Origin of the sequence: Enterococcus sp. AZ170 (assembly GCF_050545135.1) — a bacterium.
In the GTDB taxonomy this organism is placed as follows: Bacteria; Bacillota; Bacilli; order Lactobacillales; family Enterococcaceae; genus Enterococcus_L; species Enterococcus_L ureilyticus.
On record NZ_CP172947.1, the window covers coordinates 1,587,081 to 1,603,385 of the forward strand.

16 protein-coding genes are annotated in these 16,305 nt (G+C 35.4%); 10 read left to right on the forward strand and 6 right to left on the reverse strand.

Annotated features, from left to right (window positions below):
* The first annotated feature begins 195 nt into the window (after positions 1-195).
* Entirely contained in the window at positions 196-384 is a 189-nt protein-coding gene (locus IGJ55_RS07665) for a hypothetical protein (protein WP_069641275.1), read from the forward strand.
* A gap of 39 nt (positions 385-423) precedes the next feature.
* Here IGJ55_RS07665 and IGJ55_RS07670 read toward each other — a convergent pair whose 3' ends face one another.
* Positions 424-1,197 carry a Cof-type HAD-IIB family hydrolase gene (locus IGJ55_RS07670; protein WP_069641276.1) on the reverse strand — a complete coding sequence of 258 codons (774 nt, stop codon included), beginning with the start codon at positions 1,195-1,197 and terminating at the stop codon, positions 424-426.
* Between the two features lie 150 nt (positions 1,198-1,347).
* Here IGJ55_RS07670 and IGJ55_RS07675 point away from each other — a divergent pair, with 150 nt between their 5' ends.
* Positions 1,348-2,067: a response regulator transcription factor gene (locus tag IGJ55_RS07675; protein WP_069641277.1), complete on the forward strand. Its 720-nt coding sequence runs from the start codon at positions 1,348-1,350 to the stop codon at positions 2,065-2,067.
* The gene (locus IGJ55_RS07680; protein ID WP_069641278.1) at positions 2,068-3,537 is read left to right on the forward strand and encodes a sensor histidine kinase; all 1,470 of its coding nucleotides are present in this window, start codon (positions 2,068-2,070) and stop codon (positions 3,535-3,537) included. It abuts the gene before it with no gap.
* Between the two features lie 38 nt (positions 3,538-3,575).
* Here the strand turns inward: IGJ55_RS07680 and IGJ55_RS07685 are convergent, their stop codons facing one another.
* The 3 genes from IGJ55_RS07685 to IGJ55_RS07695 all read right to left on the reverse strand — a co-directional run bounded on the left by IGJ55_RS07685 (position 3,576) and on the right by IGJ55_RS07695 (position 7,058).
* On the reverse strand, positions 3,576-4,127 hold the full coding sequence (locus IGJ55_RS07685) for a hypothetical protein (protein ID WP_069641425.1): 552 nt from the start codon (positions 4,125-4,127) through the stop codon (positions 3,576-3,578).
* A 4-nt stretch (positions 4,128-4,131) separates the two neighbouring features.
* Positions 4,132-4,842 carry a hypothetical protein gene (locus IGJ55_RS07690; protein ID WP_430607989.1) on the reverse strand — a complete coding sequence of 237 codons (711 nt, stop codon included), beginning with the start codon at positions 4,840-4,842 and terminating at the stop codon, positions 4,132-4,134.
* A 107-nt stretch (positions 4,843-4,949) separates the two neighbouring features.
* A complete protein-coding gene (locus IGJ55_RS07695) occupies positions 4,950-7,058 on the reverse strand; it encodes an LTA synthase family protein (RefSeq protein ID WP_430608138.1) in 2,109 nt (702 codons plus the stop codon).
* A 295-nt stretch (positions 7,059-7,353) separates the two neighbouring features.
* On the opposite strand from IGJ55_RS07695, the gene IGJ55_RS07700 reads away from it, so the two are divergent.
* Entirely contained in the window at positions 7,354-8,526 is a 1,173-nt protein-coding gene (locus IGJ55_RS07700) for a class I SAM-dependent rRNA methyltransferase (protein WP_429949903.1), read from the forward strand.
* 38 nt (positions 8,527-8,564) lie between these two features.
* Here the strand turns inward: IGJ55_RS07700 and IGJ55_RS07705 are convergent, their stop codons facing one another.
* On the reverse strand, positions 8,565-9,461 hold the full coding sequence (locus IGJ55_RS07705; protein ID WP_207121643.1) for a LysR family transcriptional regulator: 897 nt from the start codon (positions 9,459-9,461) through the stop codon (positions 8,565-8,567).
* 335 nt (positions 9,462-9,796) lie between these two features.
* Between IGJ55_RS07705 and IGJ55_RS07710 the strand changes: the two genes are divergently transcribed.
* From IGJ55_RS07710 to ybaK, 5 genes are all read left to right on the forward strand, one after another.
* Positions 9,797-11,854, forward strand: a complete 2,058-nt coding sequence (locus IGJ55_RS07710; protein ID WP_207121642.1) for an FAD-dependent oxidoreductase — start codon at positions 9,797-9,799, stop codon at positions 11,852-11,854.
* A gap of 16 nt (positions 11,855-11,870) precedes the next feature.
* On the forward strand, positions 11,871-12,743 hold the full coding sequence (locus tag IGJ55_RS07715) for a shikimate dehydrogenase (protein ID WP_069641283.1): 873 nt from the start codon (positions 11,871-11,873) through the stop codon (positions 12,741-12,743).
* 34 nt (positions 12,744-12,777) lie between these two features.
* Positions 12,778-13,980 (forward strand): MFS transporter, encoded by a 1,203-nt coding sequence (locus IGJ55_RS07720; protein WP_069641284.1) that lies wholly within the window; start codon positions 12,778-12,780, stop codon positions 13,978-13,980.
* A gap of 13 nt (positions 13,981-13,993) precedes the next feature.
* A complete protein-coding gene (gene aroD / locus IGJ55_RS07725; RefSeq protein ID WP_430607991.1) occupies positions 13,994-14,749 on the forward strand; it encodes a type I 3-dehydroquinate dehydratase in 756 nt (251 codons plus the stop codon).
* Between the two features lie 136 nt (positions 14,750-14,885).
* Positions 14,886-15,338 carry a Cys-tRNA(Pro) deacylase gene (gene ybaK / locus IGJ55_RS07730; RefSeq protein ID WP_069641427.1) on the forward strand — a complete coding sequence of 151 codons (453 nt, stop codon included), beginning with the start codon at positions 14,886-14,888 and terminating at the stop codon, positions 15,336-15,338.
* A 7-nt stretch (positions 15,339-15,345) separates the two neighbouring features.
* Here ybaK and IGJ55_RS07735 read toward each other — a convergent pair whose 3' ends face one another.
* The gene (locus IGJ55_RS07735) at positions 15,346-15,741 is read right to left on the reverse strand and encodes a ribonuclease HI family protein (RefSeq protein ID WP_430607993.1); all 396 of its coding nucleotides are present in this window, start codon (positions 15,739-15,741) and stop codon (positions 15,346-15,348) included.
* A gap of 82 nt (positions 15,742-15,823) precedes the next feature.
* On the opposite strand from IGJ55_RS07735, the gene IGJ55_RS07740 reads away from it, so the two are divergent.
* On the forward strand, positions 15,824-16,267 hold the full coding sequence (locus IGJ55_RS07740; RefSeq protein WP_430607995.1) for an EbsA family protein: 444 nt from the start codon (positions 15,824-15,826) through the stop codon (positions 16,265-16,267).
* The last annotated feature ends 38 nt before the right edge of the window (positions 16,268-16,305 follow it).

Below are 16,305 nucleotides of genomic sequence, written 5' to 3' on the forward strand. Positions count from 1 at the left end.
CTTTTTTATCCTGTTTGAAATGACTAGCGTATTATCTAGAAAAATACCAACGAGCAGAAATATTTAGAATTCTCTTAGAATTATAAGGAAACCCTAAAAAATTGTAGAAAACTTCACAGATAGCTAAAAGTTCCTTGCTTTTTCCAAGTAAAAGTCCTATCCTTATAGATAACAAACCGAAGGGGTCTAGATATTATGGATAAGCAATGGTCACTTTATTCAGTAAGCAGTCTGATTTTACTTGTATTGTTAAAAAGAACGTTCGATCAGGGACATATGGGATTAAGCATAATCCTGCTTCTTCTCTTACTGATTCAAGTGACAGGAACCGTTATCTGTGTTCATCAAAAAAGACATAAAAAAGAAATCCCATCTTCTAAATAAGAAGTGGGATTTTTTAGTGTAATTTAGTAGAGCACTTCGTTAAATCAAGTCAAAATGTTTCAACGCATGAACAATTCCGCCGTCAGTATTTTTTTTGGTGATAAAGCTAGAACGTTCTTTTAATTCGCTACGTGCATTGCCCATCGCAATTTTATGGTCACAAGCTTCAAATAATGCAAGATCATTAATCCCATCTCCAAATGCAAAAGTTGGAACTTTAGGCAGTTCTAGTGTCTTAAATAGATTTTGAACACCACTGCCTTTAGAGACACCTTTTCTTACAGTATCAATTGAATAAGGACCATTACGATAAAAGGTCATTTCTGGGAACTGCTTTAGATAATGCTCATCCCCATCTTCGGATAGTACTAACATCATATTTACAGTTTTCTCAGCCAAATTGGATCGATCAATATCAGGAACGTCAGAATGAATAAAAGCATAGGCATTTCTTAAGATGTCGCTGTGACCAGAACACCAAATTTGTTGATCATTATAAAAAGAAATCTCATGTCCAAGACTTTTGACCTGTTCATACATTTTTAGACATTCTTCATAGGAGAATTCATCTGAATAAACTTTCTTTCCTTCTACTTGAATAAATTGACCATTCATTACAATCGCAGAATCAATGCCGCTATCTTTCATAATATGCTCAATTTCTACAACGGTTCGTCCAGTCGCGATCATTGGTAAAATTTGATTGGCTTTTAATGCACGAATTGCGCTTGTAATCTCGGGTGTGATTTGGGACTTATCATTCAATAAGGTTCCATCCAAATCAAAAAAAGCAACTGCTTGTATATTTTCCATGAATTTTCAACGTCCTTTCAACACTTATCTTATCAAAGATTGAATAAAAGACAAAGCTTTTTTGAAGAAAGGTAGAAGTTATTGGAGCTAAGCCAATTTTAGAGTATAATATAAATGACGTTAAACTAGAAGGGAAGAGGCGATTAGATAATGAATGTCTTAATGATAGAAGATAATGAATCTGTTTCAGAAATGATGCAAATGTTTTTCTTAAATGAGGGGTGGGAGGCAACATTTAAATATGATGGGAAGGAAGGTTTAGATGCTTTTTTAGAAAATCCTGAGAAATGGGATATGATCACTCTAGACTTAAACTTGCCTACAATGGACGGAATGGCGGTCTGTCGTGAGGTCCGTAAAGTTTCAAATTCGGTTCCAATCATTATGTTAACAGCACGTGATTCAGAAAGCGATCAAGTAATCGGATTAGAGATGGGAGCAGATGATTATGTTACAAAACCGTTTAGCCCGCTAACGTTGATTGCTCGAATAAAAGCCTTGCATCGCCGCTCTGAAATTGGAGAACATAATTTAGATGGCGCAGACCGTTCAGATGATCAGTTCGATGTCGAAACAGATCACTTTAAGATGAATACGAAGACAAGAGAGGCCTATCTTGATAATCAGCCAATCGATGGATTAACACCAAAAGAATTTGATCTTTTATATACGTTAGCTAAAAAGCCGCGACAAGTATTTTCACGTGAGCAGTTGCTTGAAATGGTTTGGGATTATCAATATTTTGGAGACGAACGTACAGTTGATGCGCATATAAAAAAATTGCGTCAAAAAATTGAAAAAGTTGGACCACAAGTAATTCAAACGGTTTGGGGCGTAGGGTATAAATTTGACGATTCTGGAGTAGCTTAGATGAAATATTTATACCAACAATTACTAGCTTTTTGGGGTGTGATCATACTGATCATTTTAATTGTGGGCACATCCTTTACACAACTAACTAAAAAAACGATGCAAGATACAAATTATGAGCAGCTTAGAGGGTATGCGCAATCAGCTTGGCAAACAAAAGATTCGATCAATCGCTACCCAGGAATGACTGAACAAGAGCTGCTAAATATGTCGTTTACTTTATCTGAAAGCGTATTGAGCAATCAGGATGTTCAGTTTATATTTATAGATCATGATATGACGATCCAATATCCTGTGAACACTAAAAAGAAGTTTGATTATTCTCTGATAGAAGAAAATTGGGCCAACTTGATGCAAGGTCAACAGGAATATACTACAATCGATAAAGATATTTATGGAAATAAACATATGTCTTCCTATGTGATGATGCCAGTTACGAAGACCAATGTTCAAACAAATGAAAATTCAATCGTCGGTGCATTAGTGGTTACGCAACCTGCTAAAAATGTTTCTGATAGTGTGGATGCCATAACTGCAAACTTGTTCAAAGGATTTATCATATCAAGTATTGTAGGCTTAATTTTAAGTTACTTTTTTGCTAGTTTCCAAGTGAAACGGATCAATCGTATGAGAAAGGCTACTAAAGAGATAACTAGTGGGAATTTTGATGTCAAATTAGTCACACATGATAAAGATGAATTTGATGATCTAGCAGAAGACTTCAATAAAATGGCCGAGTCCTTGAAAGAATCCCGAGAAGAAATCGATCGGCAAGAAGATCGCCGGCGCCAATTCATGGCAGATGCTTCTCATGAGATGAGAACGCCATTAACGACGATCAATGGTTTATTGGAAGGTCTTCAGTATAATGCGATCCCCGAAGGTCAAAGAGAAAATGCCATTAAACTTATGCAAAATGAAACCTCACGTTTGATTCGACTTGTAAATGAAAATTTAGACTATGAAAAGATTCGAACCAATCAAATCAGTATTGTCGTCAAAAAATTTGATGCCACAGAGACATTGAAGAATATTCTTACGCAATTAGAGGGGAAAGCAGAATCAGCAAACGATAAACTTATCTTGGAAGCTGAGAATGCAATCGATGTATATGCTGATTATGATCGATTTGTTCAGATCATGGTCAATATTATTCAAAACGCAATACAATTTACTCGTGACGGTGAGATTCGAGTTCGTCTGCAAAAAGGTTATTTAGAGACGATTGTAACGATTTCGGATACAGGTATTGGGATGACAGAAGAGCAAGTCCAAAATATTTGGGATCGGTACTATAAAGTCGATCCTTCAAGGAAAAATACAAAATATGGTGAATCTGGTTTGGGCTTATCGATCGTACAACAATTAGTTCGTTTGCATAAGGGAAAAATCAGTGTAACAAGTGAAGAGGGCAAAGGAACAAGTTTTACTATTTCTTTTCCTGATGTGGAAATAGAAGATGAAATGTAAAAAGTACCGGTTAAACAATTTTGTTTAACCGGTACTTTTTATGCAATTTTGATAACTTTATCCATGTAAGGACTTTCAGCGATCTGAATGTCATTTGTTAAAACCAAAATGGCTTTTTGTTTTTCTTTTGCTATTTTTTGAAGCAAAGGTAGGAGCTCTTGTCTTTGACCAATAGACAGTTTTTGGAAAATGTCATCAATAATGATAACATCTTTTTCTATGAGCATAAGCTGAACTAAATGAAGCTTAATTTGCTCAAAAGAAGTTAGTTCTTCTTCTGATTTGTTTAGTACATTTGTAGCAAGTCCCACATAAATAAATAGATCATCAAGCCGTTTCTTTTTATCCTTTTCTTTGATGGAAGAACCTACAAACAAATTGTCTCTGATAGATAGATAAGGTAAGAAAGTATTTTCAGATGAAATAAAGCCCACAGCCATCGATTGTTTCATCTCAAATGTTTTATCAATAAGAAAGTAAAAATCGGCTTGAATACTACTTTGGTCTTCTAAAACAACGGTCATATGTTGTTGTTGAAATAATTCCTTAAAACTTTCTTCAGTCCAATTTTTTGCTAAAGGAAAATTCATACACTCACGTCCTAAATACTTTTTTTGAATTTCTTGAAAGAAAATAGGTTGAAGCAAAAGTAACTCCAGTTGTAATCGATAATAATAAAAGACAATTTTTTGAAAAAGCCTTGAAAATCGAAGCAATCGGTAAACTGCTAATTCTTAGGGATAAAAAGTGTGTTTCTCCAGTTGAATTCATCACTTGGTTAGGTGTGCTTTCTATAAGTACATTAGAAGAGAAAAATGCCACACGTTTAATTCCCAGTCCTTTTGCAAGTAGTGGTCTAACTTGTAATAAAATAAATTCATATGTATGCTGACAGACAATAAGAACTACTCCAGTGGTGATTATTCCAACTGTAATTGGAATGATACTTTCTAAAATAGATTGCTTCACAATAAAACGATTTGAAAAGCCCATAATACGCCATTTCATCATATCTTGTTTTTTTATATTTAATGAAATAAAAACTAACAGAGTAATTAGCATTGCCCACAGTAATATAAAAACTAAATATAAAGTAGAATACAGCTGCATAATTTTTTGATAGTTAGAATGGTACTCAGAGTTATTGATTAAGTCGCTTACTTGATCATATAAAGACGTTTCTAGATCTTTCAAATTCAACAGACTAGTCAATAAAAATAGAAAAAAAGCAGAGCAAACACCAATACAAAAAGAAATCCTTTTATGATAAGAAACGCTGGCAAACGCGTAACGAATATTTTTCAAATAGGTTCACCTCACTAACGTAAGTATAAAAGAAGAATATGAATTAATTATGAATAAGATTTAAAAAAGCTTGAGTAATTTACTCAAGCTTTCATGATTGTTCTGTGTTATTGTCCAGATTTTAAATAGTCTTGATAAGATTCGGTATGGTATTTATCAACGGTAGAGGTGTTATCATTTTTGCTGTAAACACTTGTTGATTTTTGCCCTTTATCTGCTTCTATTTTTTCTAGTTGTTCCAATTGATCTTTGTAATTATAATCGTCTGGATTGACAGGCGTCAATCCGCTATTTGTATAGAAACGGAGCAAGTCACCATTTGTTGTTTGATCAGACATTTCAAGTTGTAAGTTCGCTTTGTCTTTCAAGGCTTGCGCTTCTTGTTTCTGTTGTTCAGTTGGTTCTTCGATCAAACGACCAGTTGCCGTGTCATAGATACTAGAACCTAGCATTGTATACTTAGGTGAAACATAATTTCCGTTTCTAAAAGCAACAAGTTGTGCATTTTCTTTAGAGAATAAATCTTGTCCCATTTGAATATAATTTTTAGTATCGATACCCATTAGATGTAATAAAGTAGGTAAAGCGTCGATTTGACCACCATAAGTATGATTGATCCCGCCATTTGTTTGTCCTGGAATATGAATCATATAAGGAACGCGTTGCATTGTTGAATTGTCAAAATCATTCCAATTTGATTTTGATTTCCCAACAAGTTCTGCTAAGTTTTGATTTCTAGAAGTAGAAACGCCATAGTGATCACCATAAAGTACGATCACAGAATTTTCATATAATCCAGAAGCTTTCAAATAATTAAAGAATTCTTCAACTGCTTTGTCAAGATAATTTGCTGTAGCAAAGTAGCCGTTGATCGTTTCATCATTTGTTTGTGCAATCGGGAACCCAGCTTCATTGTTTGTAAATTGTGAATAAGGGTAGTGATTTGAAACAGCAATAAATTTAGAATAAAACGGTTGTTGTAAATGTTCCAAGTATTGGGCTGACTGTTGGAAAAACGGTTTGTCATGCAAACCATATTGGAACGAATTATCTTCATTCACATCATAGTAGTTTGCATCAAAGAAATAATTATATCCTAAGTGTTTATACGTTTCGTTACGATTCCAAAAGTTACCAGCATTTCCATGAAAGACAGCACTGGTGTAACCTGCTTCTTGACCCAAGATAGCCGGAGCTGCTTCAAAAGTATTTTTACCACCCACTTGGGTGAATAAAGAACCTTGATCTAAACCAAATAATGAATTTTCGAACATAGTTTCAGCATCACTTGTTTTTCCTTGTCCCACTTGGTGGAAGAAGTTATCAAAACTATAGGTGCTATTGCTGTGATACAAGCTATTGATGAAAGGAGTTACAACGTGTTCAACACCTTGCTCATCTTTCAATTTGTAATCGATCAAAAATTGTTGGAAACTTTCTAAGTGAATGTAAATCACATTTTTACCTTTAGCAATCCCAAAGGTATCTGGATTTGGTGCAGCGTGATGTTCTTTAACGTAATCAGCTACAGCATCCATATCATTTTCACTCGCTTCGGCACGAACCTGGTTAGTTTGATAAGTTGTCACACCATCATAGACCGTAAAGGCATTCAAACCTAAAAATTTAACGATATAATCTCGAGAAAATTGGCGACCTAATAATTGCGGACGAGCTGTTTCAGCTAATGTTAAATTGGTAACGAAAAATAAAGCAGACAACATCGTAATGGAAACAGCGACACGTGCTCGAACAGGACGTTCATCCATTTTGATCTTTTTAGTGAGCAATAACACACCGATAATAATGAAGTCGATCCAATAAAGTACGTCATAAGGTCTAAACAAACGTAAAGCACTTTCGCCAAGACCGCTAGCAACTTTTCCAGCACCAAGCATTGTGTTGACAGTGATAAAGTCAGTAAATTCTCTATAGTAAACGACATTTGAAAAGACCAGTAATGTCATCAAGAAATAGATCACCATCATAGTAATATATGAGGCTCTCTTTCTTCTAACATACAAAGCGATAGCCAATAAGAAAAAGGTTGAGGCGATTGGATTAATAAAGAGAATGAAATACTCGAAAGCATTTTCGATTCTTAAATGGAAATCAACCGTATAGGCAAAAATATTTTTTAGCCAGATTAATACTGCCACAAACCCAAACAGTCCTAGTCTAGTGTTTAAAAAATTAGGCATATGTATTTTTTTTATATTATTCAAAATAAACGTATCCTTTCCGAAGTCAAATCTAAAGGAAAGCCTAAGAAACAATTCTAAGAGCTTTCCGTATACTGTTCTAATTCTACTCTGTCTACAATTCGATGTCAATTTAAATCAGGATTGTCCTCATAAAAGTTAATGAAATTTTACTTTTCTTAAGATTATCAGACCCAATCAGTTGATAATGTCTGGCGACAGAAGAAATAATTTTTGCTATACTAGCAAATGGTGAGCTCTATAGTAGTTTTTACTAAGGAATCAAATTTGGCAAAGGAAGTAACGAAAAATGAATATAATGGTAACAAAGAAATCAGAAAAAAAATTTAAGGGAAGATACCCGCTAATTCAAAAAGAAGATTTATTGGAAATACCGAAAACATTCACTGATGAGTGGATCAGATTCGTGGATAGTCAAGGAAAGTTTCTTGCTACAGGATATCTTGGTAAGCAAAATAAAGGAATTGGCTGGTTGGTTAATTGGGAAGGAACGATTGATTCACTTTTTCTAGAAAATTTATTTTTAAAAGCGAAAGATCAACGGCAAGTTTTTGATCAAGAGGAAGCTACGACGGCTTACCGTTTATTTAATGGAGAAGGGGATGGGTTAGGCGGATTGATCATTGATCGTTACGATAAATTCGCTGTTTTCTCTTGGTATAACGAAACCTTGTATCAGAAAAAAGCAACGATCATTCAAGCGTTTAGAAATAGCTTTCCAGAAATTAAAGGAGCCTATGAAAAAGTCCGCTTTACGAGTGATACATTACCTGAATCTCAAAAATTATTTGGGTTAGAGGCACCTGAACCGCTATTCGTCTATGAGAACGGTGTAAGGTATGCTACGTATTTAAATGATGGATTGATGACAGGGATTTTTCTAGACCAAAAAGAAGTAAGAGGGCGTTTAGTTGAAGGCGTAGTAGCTGGCAAGACAGTCTTGAATATGTTTAGCTATACAGGCGCATTTTCAGTTGCCAGCGCAATGGGCGGCTCTAGTACAACGACTAGTGTAGACTTGGCAAAACGAAGTTTACCGAAAACAAAAGAACAATTTGAAGTGAATCATTTAGCCGTAGACGATCAAAAAATCATCGTTATGGACGTTTTCGACTACTTTAAATATGCGTCACGTAAGCAGTTACATTATGATGTAATCATTTTAGATCCGCCAAGTTTTGCTCGAAATAAGAAGAAAGTATTTTCCGTAGCTAAAAATTATGGGGATTTAGTGAAAGATTCAGTAGATATTTTAGAACAAGAAGGCTTATTGATTGCTTCAACAAATGCTGCAAATATTTCTTTAGAGAAATATAAACACATGATAGTTCAGGCATTAGAAGAAAAGCAAGTTCGGTATCAATTTAAAGAAACCTATCAACTACCGAATGATTTTAGAACCAATAAGCATTTTGAAGAAGGTAACTATCTAAAAGTATTTTTCATTGAAATTATAAAATAGCAAAAAGAATCGTTCTCTCTCAGGAACGATTCTTTTTGCTATTCATAAAACATATTTTGAGCAAACGAGACGATAAATTCTTTAAAGCGTAAGGCAGCAGGTGATAAAAAATGATCTTTTTTCGTAGCTAAATAGATGTAGCGAGGAAAAAAATTATCTTCAAGGGTAATCATTTTGACATTATAGGCTGAAATTGAAGGGATTTTAGGCATCAAAGCTATTCCATAATTGTGGGCAACAAATCCAAGCATGGTGTGATCTTCTTCCACTTCACAAATAATATTTGGTGTAACAGAGGCGGCTGTTAACATCTTATCAAGGTAAGGGCGCAAACCACTTCTCTGATTAAAGTAAACAAAGGGATAAGCACTTGTTTCTTTTAAAGAAATACTGTCGTAGCTTGCCAGGGGATGGTCAACAGGTACAATCAAAACGATTTCCTGCTCTGTTAAAATTTCATAATTTAGTTGTTCATCTTCTTTTAACTTAGAAGTGATTGCAAGATCAACATCTTCTTTTAATAATAAATCAGTCATATCTGAAGAATTTCCTTGAAATAAATGAAAACGAATTTGCTCATTACCTGGGTATGCAGAGAATTCTTTCATCAACATAGGAGCTAAAAAAGAGCCAGCAGTATAAATAAAACCAAAGTCGATCAACCCTTTTTCAGGACTGACTAATTCTTTTAAGGCACGTTCACCTTTCGCTAATTCTTCTAAAGCAGTTGACACATAGGTGTAGAAAAATTTTCCGTATTTGGTCAGTTGAATATTTCTGCCTTTTTTTTCAAAAAGTTGGGCGTCTAATTCTTTCTCTAGTTCAGACATAGAGTGACTTAAATTGGGCTGTGTTGTATTTAATAATTTTGCTGCGTGGGTCATATGTTGGGTATCAGCTAACATTCTAAAAAATTCTAGTTGTCGCAAATTCATAGGTAAAAACTCCTTATTGGTCATTCATAAGCATAGTTTATCAATAAATACTCAAACATGCATCAAAAAAACCAAAATCATTTTAAAACAATGTATAAATATTGTTTATCGGAAACATAAAAAACATTCATTGGAATTTATTGATCGACTGGATTACAATAAAATCACAGTAATTGTGAAATGTTTAACAATTGATGGAATTGATATTTCGAATCAAATAATTACATAGAAGTAGGAGACATCTATTTTTTTATAAAATAAAATAGATTCAAGTTAGCTTTTTCACGATCAATTTTTGTAGCTAATCTATTCTACTTTAAAAATAGGAGGAAATCATGAATAATTATCAAGCAATTTTTGAACCATTAAGTGTAAAACGAATGACTTTAAAAAATCGGGTTGTCATGCCGCCAATGGGGACGAATTTCGCTAACATGGATGGTACTTTCAGTATGCAGCATGTTTCTTATTACGAACAACGTGCTAAAGGTGGAACCGGTCTGATTACGCTAGAAAATGTTTGCATCGATTATCCAATGGGAACCAATGGGGCTCGCCAGCTAAGGATGGATAATGATCAATATATTTCAGGTCTATGGAACTTTAATGAAAAAATGCATGCTTATGGAGCGTGTACTTCTGTACAGATCAACCATGCTGGAGCATCGGCTTATGGTTTACGTTTAGATGGAGAGCAACCAGTCTCAGCATCTAATATACCCTCTAAAAAAGGGAACCCGATTCCACGACCTTTAACAGAAGAAGAGATTTATGGAATTGTTGACCGTTATGCAGATGGGGCTTTAAGAGCGCAAAGAGCTGGTTTTGATTGTGTAGAAATTCACGCAGGGCATTCTTATCTGTTAAGTCAATTTTTATCTCCATTATATAATAAGCGAACAGATAAATTTGGAGGTAGTCCGGAAAATCGTGCACGCTTAACGAAACTAGTGGTAGAAGCTGTTCGAAAAGCTGTAGGGCCATTTTTCCCAATCTCACTACGTTTTAGTGCGGATGAATTACTAGAAGGTGGTAATACTTTAGAAGATACGATTGATATTTTAAGCTACTTTGCGGAAGAAGTAGATATTTTGAATGTCTCAGCTGCATTGAACGACAGTTTGCAATATCAAATCGATAAAATGAACTTACCAGATGGCTGGCGTGCCTATATGTCAAAAGCTGTGAAGGAACGTTTTCCTGATAAAATAACAGTTACTTCTGGAAATATTCGTAGTCCTAAAAGAGCGACAGAAATTTTAGAATCAGGTGATGCCGACCTACTTGCGATGGGACGTGGTTTGATTGCTGAGCCGAATTGGGTCAATAAAGTTGCGAACGGACAAGAAGATTTACTTAGAAAATGTATTTCCTGTAATATTGGTTGTGCTGATCATCGCATTGCGAAAGCACGTCCAATGCGTTGTACGGTTAATCCAGATTTACATTATGAAGATGACTACAAAATGAAACCAATTTTGCATCCAACCAAAATGGTTGTGATCGGTGGAGGGACTACAGGGCTTGAAGCTGCTGCAACAGCTGCTGAAGTGGGCGTTAATGTGGAACTTTTTGAACAAAAAAATTATCTAGGTGGTTTAGGGCACGAGATTGCTCGCTTCCCTGATAAAAAAAGAATCGACGATTTTATTACCTATCAAATCAATCGTTGTAAAGAGCTCGACAACTTAGCGATTCATTTGAATCAGCCTGCATCACTAGCTGATATTGAAGCCATTGGACCGGATATTATTGTTAATGCAACGGGGGCAAAACCATTATTACCACCTATAAATGGATTAAAAGAACAGTTAGCTAATCCAAATCGGAAAATTTTCTCTATTTTTGATATTTTGGATGATATGACGAAATTTCAAGAGTTTGAAGGCAAAGAAATCGTTGTAATCGGTGGTGGTGCTGTTGGGCTTGATGTGGTGGAATATTACGCTGAACGTGGAGCGAAAAAAGTTAGTATCGTGGAAATGCAAGGAGAAATCGGGAAAGATTTAGATTTGATCACAAAATTAGCAATGATGGAAATTGTTGAGAAATTTGGTGTGGAAGTCCATGTAGAGACTAAGTTGACAGAAGTTAGAGAAAGTAGCTTCTTAGTTGAAAAAGATGGTGAGTTAATGGAACTACCATTCGATTTAGGCTTTGTCTGTCTTGGCATGCGTGCAGAGGCACCTTTGATTCGAGAACTAGATAATTATGCTAGAAGCAATGGAGCTGTTCTATTGAATATGGGGGATAGCAAGGTAGCAAGACGAATTATGGAAGGAACTCGGGAAGCACGAGATATTTTAAAAACAATCGAAGTCTTAGAAAATACAAGAACGCAAAAAATGCTATTCGAACAAACAAAGAGCTTACAAGCAACACAAACTATATAAAGTGAGGGAATTTAAAATGACAGAAAGAATTGACGGACACACATTATTAATCAGTTTGATTGCAACACCGATTCGCCACAGTTTATCACCAACCATGCACAATGAAGCTTTTGCTAAGCTAGGCTTAGATTATGCTTATATGGCGTTTGAAGTTGGAAACGAAGAGTTAAAAGATGCTGTTCAAGGGATTCGTGCGCTAGGAATTCGTGGTTCGAACGTTTCAATGCCTAATAAGCAAGCCATCATTCCTTATTTAGATGAACTTTCACCAGCAGCGGAATTAGTTGGTGCAGTGAATACAGTGACCAATAAAGAGGGTAAAGGGCACTTAGTTGGTCATGTAACAGATGGTACGGGGGCAATGCGGGCCTTAAAAGAAGAGGGTGTTGAAGTGAAGGGGCAAATCGTTACGATGACCGGTGCAGGAGGCGCTGGAACAGCAATTGCGATCCAAGCTGCTTTAGATGGGGTAAAAGAATTACGGATTTTCAATATCAATGATCAACACTATCAAACAGCAGAAGAAACGGTTAAAAAAATCAACGGAAACACAGAATGTGTTGCAACATTGACAGACTTATCTGACCAAGCAGCATTTAAGCAATCTATCAGCGAGAGCAGTATTTACATCGATGCAACAGGTGTAGGGATGAAACCATTACAAGAAGAAAGTCTAATTAATGATCCAGAAGTAATTCGTCCAGATTTAGTTGTTTTTGATGTAGTCTATATTCCAAAAGAAACAAAATTATTAAAATTTGCCCGTGAACATGGCGCAAAGAAAACGATTAATGGCCTTGGCATGATGCTTTATCAAGGTGCTGAAGCGTTCAAACATTTTACTGGTGAAGATATGCCAGTTGATTATATTCGTGAGCTATTATTTTAAACAAAAAACAATGTTACTTACAGGAGAGAAATGAATGAAAAATAAATATGTACCAACAGCGTTAGGGCTGTATATCAACTATATTGTGCATGGGATGGGCGTTTTGATCATCATGCAAAACAAAGATGCATTAGCTGCACAATGGAACACGAATATTGAAGGTGTATCTGGTGTTGTGGCAATGCTCGGGATTGGGCGATTAGTCGCGATTTTGATTTCTGGCTGGTTATCAGATAAATTTGGTCGTAAGCCGTTTGTTTATCTAGGTATGCTGATTTATGCATTATTTTTTGTTGGAATTTTATTCAGTCCAAGTGTACCAGTTGCGATGGCATTTGGTGTGATTGCAGGAATTGCTAATTCTTGTTTGGATTCAGGAACTTATCCTGCTTTAATGGAGTCTTTTCCTAAAACAGCTGGGACAGCAAGTGTGTTAATCAAAGCAGCTGTCCAAATTGGTCAATTCGCTTTACCATTTATTATTGCCTTTTTAGGAAGCAGTGGTTTATGGTTCGGCTGGTCCTTTGTTGTGTGTCTTGTTTTATTATGTGTCAACGCTTTGTTCTTATTAAAACTACCTTTTCCAGATTCAGATAATAAAGAAGCTGAAAAAGAAGGCATTGAAATTGAAGCAGCTCCAGTTACAATATTCAAAAGTAAACCTAAAATGCATATCGAAGGCGTTGCATTTGTCATTTATGGCTTTATTTCTCAAGCAACATTTTATCTGATTAGTCAATATATTGCAGTATATGGACAAGAAGTTGCAGCTATGTCAGAAAACTCAGCCAAGTTACTTGTTTCATATTATTCAACAGGTTCATTAGTCTGTGTTGGTGTAACGGCAGTTGTTGCAGCTAAGGTTCGTCCAGTCAATCTAGTATTGCCATACACGCTCGCTTCATTTTTATCCATTACAGCTATGTGGTTGTTCCCAACACCGACAGTATTGATTGTTGGAGCCGTTTTAGTTGGATTCTTTGCAGCCGGTGGTGTAATGCAGTTAGGATTAACAGTTATGGGAGAAATGTTCCCAGCTGGTAAAGGCACGATAACTGGAATTTTTTATACATTCGGAAGTATTGCTTCCTTTGCTATTCCTGTTGTTTCTGGTAGAATCGCTAGTAGCAACCCTCGTGGCATTATGCTATTAGATACAATCATTGCGGGAATCGGTTTTGTCTTAGCGGTCATTATTTTTATCCGCTATCGTCAAACGATCGATACATCTAAATAGGGAGGAAAAACAAATGAATACCGTCACAGTTAAAAACGTGACTCTCGGAAGTGGGAGTCCTAAGATTATTGTTCCTCTAGTAGGTAAAAATGAAAAAGAATTAATAGAAGAGGCGAAACATTTAGTAACGATTGATTGCGATCTTGTTGAATGGCGTGTTGACTTTTTTGATCAAGTAGCAGATTTTCAAGCGACGGCAGAAATGTCTAAAAAAATTGCAGAGATTTTATCGGATAAGCCAGTTCTGTTCACATTCCGCACGAAACAAGAAGGTGGAGAAATTGCATTTTCAGATCAGCAATATTTTGATTTATATAAAACAGTTATTGAAAATGGCGTAATTGACTTATTAGATGTTGAATTGTTTATGGAAGAAGATGCTGTCCAAGAAATCATTCAATTAGCGCACCAAAAAACAATCAAAATCGTGATGTGTAATCATGATTTTGACAAAACGCCAAGCAAAGAGGAAATCGTTTCAAGATTATGTACAATGCAAGAAAAAAATGCAGATATCTGTAAAATTGCTGTAATGCCTCAATCATCAGATGATGTTTTAACCCTTTTAGAAGCTACCAATGAAATGCAAACAAAACATGCAAATCGTCCGATTGTCACTATGTCGATGGGTCAAAAAGGGATGGTCAGCAGAATGTGCGGTGAAGTTTTTGGATCAGCAATGACTTTTGGTGCTGCCAAAAAAGCATCTGCCCCTGGTCAAGTACCTGTAGGTGAATTGCGTGAGGTTCTTAACACATTAGCGTTATAAGAATAAGACTAGCTTAGAAATGAAAGACTAATTTCTAAACTAGTCTTTTTTCTTGCATCCATAACGTTCTTTGATACACTTAAGTATGAGGTGAGTAGAATTGGCCAAGAAAAAGAAAACACAAAAAACAAATGCGATGCGCATCGTGGAACAACATAAGATAGCTTATAAGGAATATGAATTTGAGTGGAGTGAGGATCACTTAAGTGCAGATAGCGTTGCAGAAAAACTAGCGATAGAAGAGGGGAAAATCTTTAAAACCTTAGTTACTGTAGGGAATAAAACAGGACCAGTTGTCGCTGTTATCCCAGGTAATAAGGAACTAGATTTGAAAAAACTGGCTAGTGCAAGCGGTAATAAGAAAGTTGAAATGCTCCATCTGAAAGACTTGGAAGAAACAACTGGATACATCAGAGGAGGTTGTTCACCCATTGGCATGAAAAAGTTGTTTCCAACTTATCTTGCTAAAGAAGCCTCTGATTACACTACAATCATTGTCTCAGCAGGTAAAAGAGGCCTGCAAATTGAATTACCTGCTGCTTCGATTCTTCAAGTAACAAATGGAGCCATAGTTGATTTGACAACGTAAAACAAGATTATTGATATTTTTGCAAAGCTTGTCGCGCTAAGCTATCAGCACCTTTATTTTGACTTTCAGGAATCCATTTTATTAAAAGTAAAGGAAAGTTCTTCTCCAATTGTTGGAACGTCTCTAAATAAGGTTGAAATAAAAGATTCTTAGTATATCGTTTTTCAATCGTTTGAACAACGATTTTACTATCAGAATGAATTAAGATTGTTTGATCATTAAACTCTTTATCGATCAGTAGTTGAAGAGCATTCATAAAAACTTTAAATTCTGCTTCATGATTTGAGTGCTCACCAAGTGGAACGTGAAATTGTTCGTGAATCCCGTCACCAACAACCACAATTCCACCGCCGCTTGGACCTGGATTTCCTTTTGTTGCAGCATCGACATATATTCGTAACATAAATATCTCCTTATTTCTTTTCGTTAAAAGTTGAAGTATGTTACTATTATAACATACTGAATTTTTATTAAGGGGTCGCTACATGAAGAAAAAAGTCTATCATTGGCAACCAGAATTATCAACAGCGATAATTTATTGGTCTTGTACATTTGGCATTTTATTTTTAAGTTTGATTTTAACATTAGAACATACTCGTCCTTACTTAACAAGTAATATTATCTTGGGTATTTTTATTTTCTTTGTCTTTTTAGGATGCAATCGTTATTTTATAATAGACGGAAAATACTTGGTCGTTCATGCTTTATTACCAGTGAGACGAAAAAAAATTACATTGAGTGCAATTGAAGCTATTCGAGTGGGACCTAAATGCATTGAACTAAAATCGTGTGATTTCAAAGAAGGAACACAGATGTTTATTATGACTAAAAAGAATAAAAACGCATTTATAGAAACAATCAAGCAGCATAAATCATTTAAGGCAACAATTATAGATGATCCTGAGCTGACTATTAGTAAACATTATTAAAAAAACAGCATCCTGTATTTATACAGGATGCTGTTTTT

What these genes read in the sequence shown, in the direction of transcription:
- aroD (WP_430607991.1), top strand. Translation starts at nt 13,994, where the DNA reads ATGAATACCGTCACAGTTAAAAACGTGACTCTCGGAAGTGGGAGTCCT.
- IGJ55_RS07700 (WP_429949903.1), top strand. Translation starts at nt 7,354, where the DNA reads ATGAATATAATGGTAACAAAGAAATCAGAAAAAAAATTTAAGGGAAGA.
- IGJ55_RS07685 (WP_069641425.1), bottom strand. Translation starts at nt 4,127, where the DNA reads ATGAATTTTCCTTTAGCAAAAAATTGGACTGAAGAAAGTTTTAAGGAA.
- IGJ55_RS07735 (WP_430607993.1), bottom strand. Translation starts at nt 15,741, where the DNA reads ATGTTACGAATATATGTCGATGCTGCAACAAAAGGAAATCCAGGTCCA.
- IGJ55_RS07680 (WP_069641278.1), top strand. Translation starts at nt 2,068, where the DNA reads ATGAAATATTTATACCAACAATTACTAGCTTTTTGGGGTGTGATCATA.
- IGJ55_RS07710 (WP_207121642.1), top strand. Translation starts at nt 9,797, where the DNA reads ATGAATAATTATCAAGCAATTTTTGAACCATTAAGTGTAAAACGAATG.
- IGJ55_RS07665 (WP_069641275.1), top strand. Translation starts at nt 196, where the DNA reads ATGGATAAGCAATGGTCACTTTATTCAGTAAGCAGTCTGATTTTACTT.
- IGJ55_RS07675 (WP_069641277.1), top strand. Translation starts at nt 1,348, where the DNA reads ATGAATGTCTTAATGATAGAAGATAATGAATCTGTTTCAGAAATGATG.
- IGJ55_RS07715 (WP_069641283.1), top strand. Translation starts at nt 11,871, where the DNA reads ATGACAGAAAGAATTGACGGACACACATTATTAATCAGTTTGATTGCA.
- IGJ55_RS07705 (WP_207121643.1), bottom strand. Translation starts at nt 9,461, where the DNA reads ATGAATTTGCGACAACTAGAATTTTTTAGAATGTTAGCTGATACCCAA.
- IGJ55_RS07720 (WP_069641284.1), top strand. Translation starts at nt 12,778, where the DNA reads ATGAAAAATAAATATGTACCAACAGCGTTAGGGCTGTATATCAACTAT.
- ybaK (WP_069641427.1), top strand. Translation starts at nt 14,886, where the DNA reads ATGCGCATCGTGGAACAACATAAGATAGCTTATAAGGAATATGAATTT.
- IGJ55_RS07670 (WP_069641276.1), bottom strand. Translation starts at nt 1,197, where the DNA reads ATGGAAAATATACAAGCAGTTGCTTTTTTTGATTTGGATGGAACCTTA.
- IGJ55_RS07740 (WP_430607995.1), top strand. Translation starts at nt 15,824, where the DNA reads ATGAAGAAAAAAGTCTATCATTGGCAACCAGAATTATCAACAGCGATA.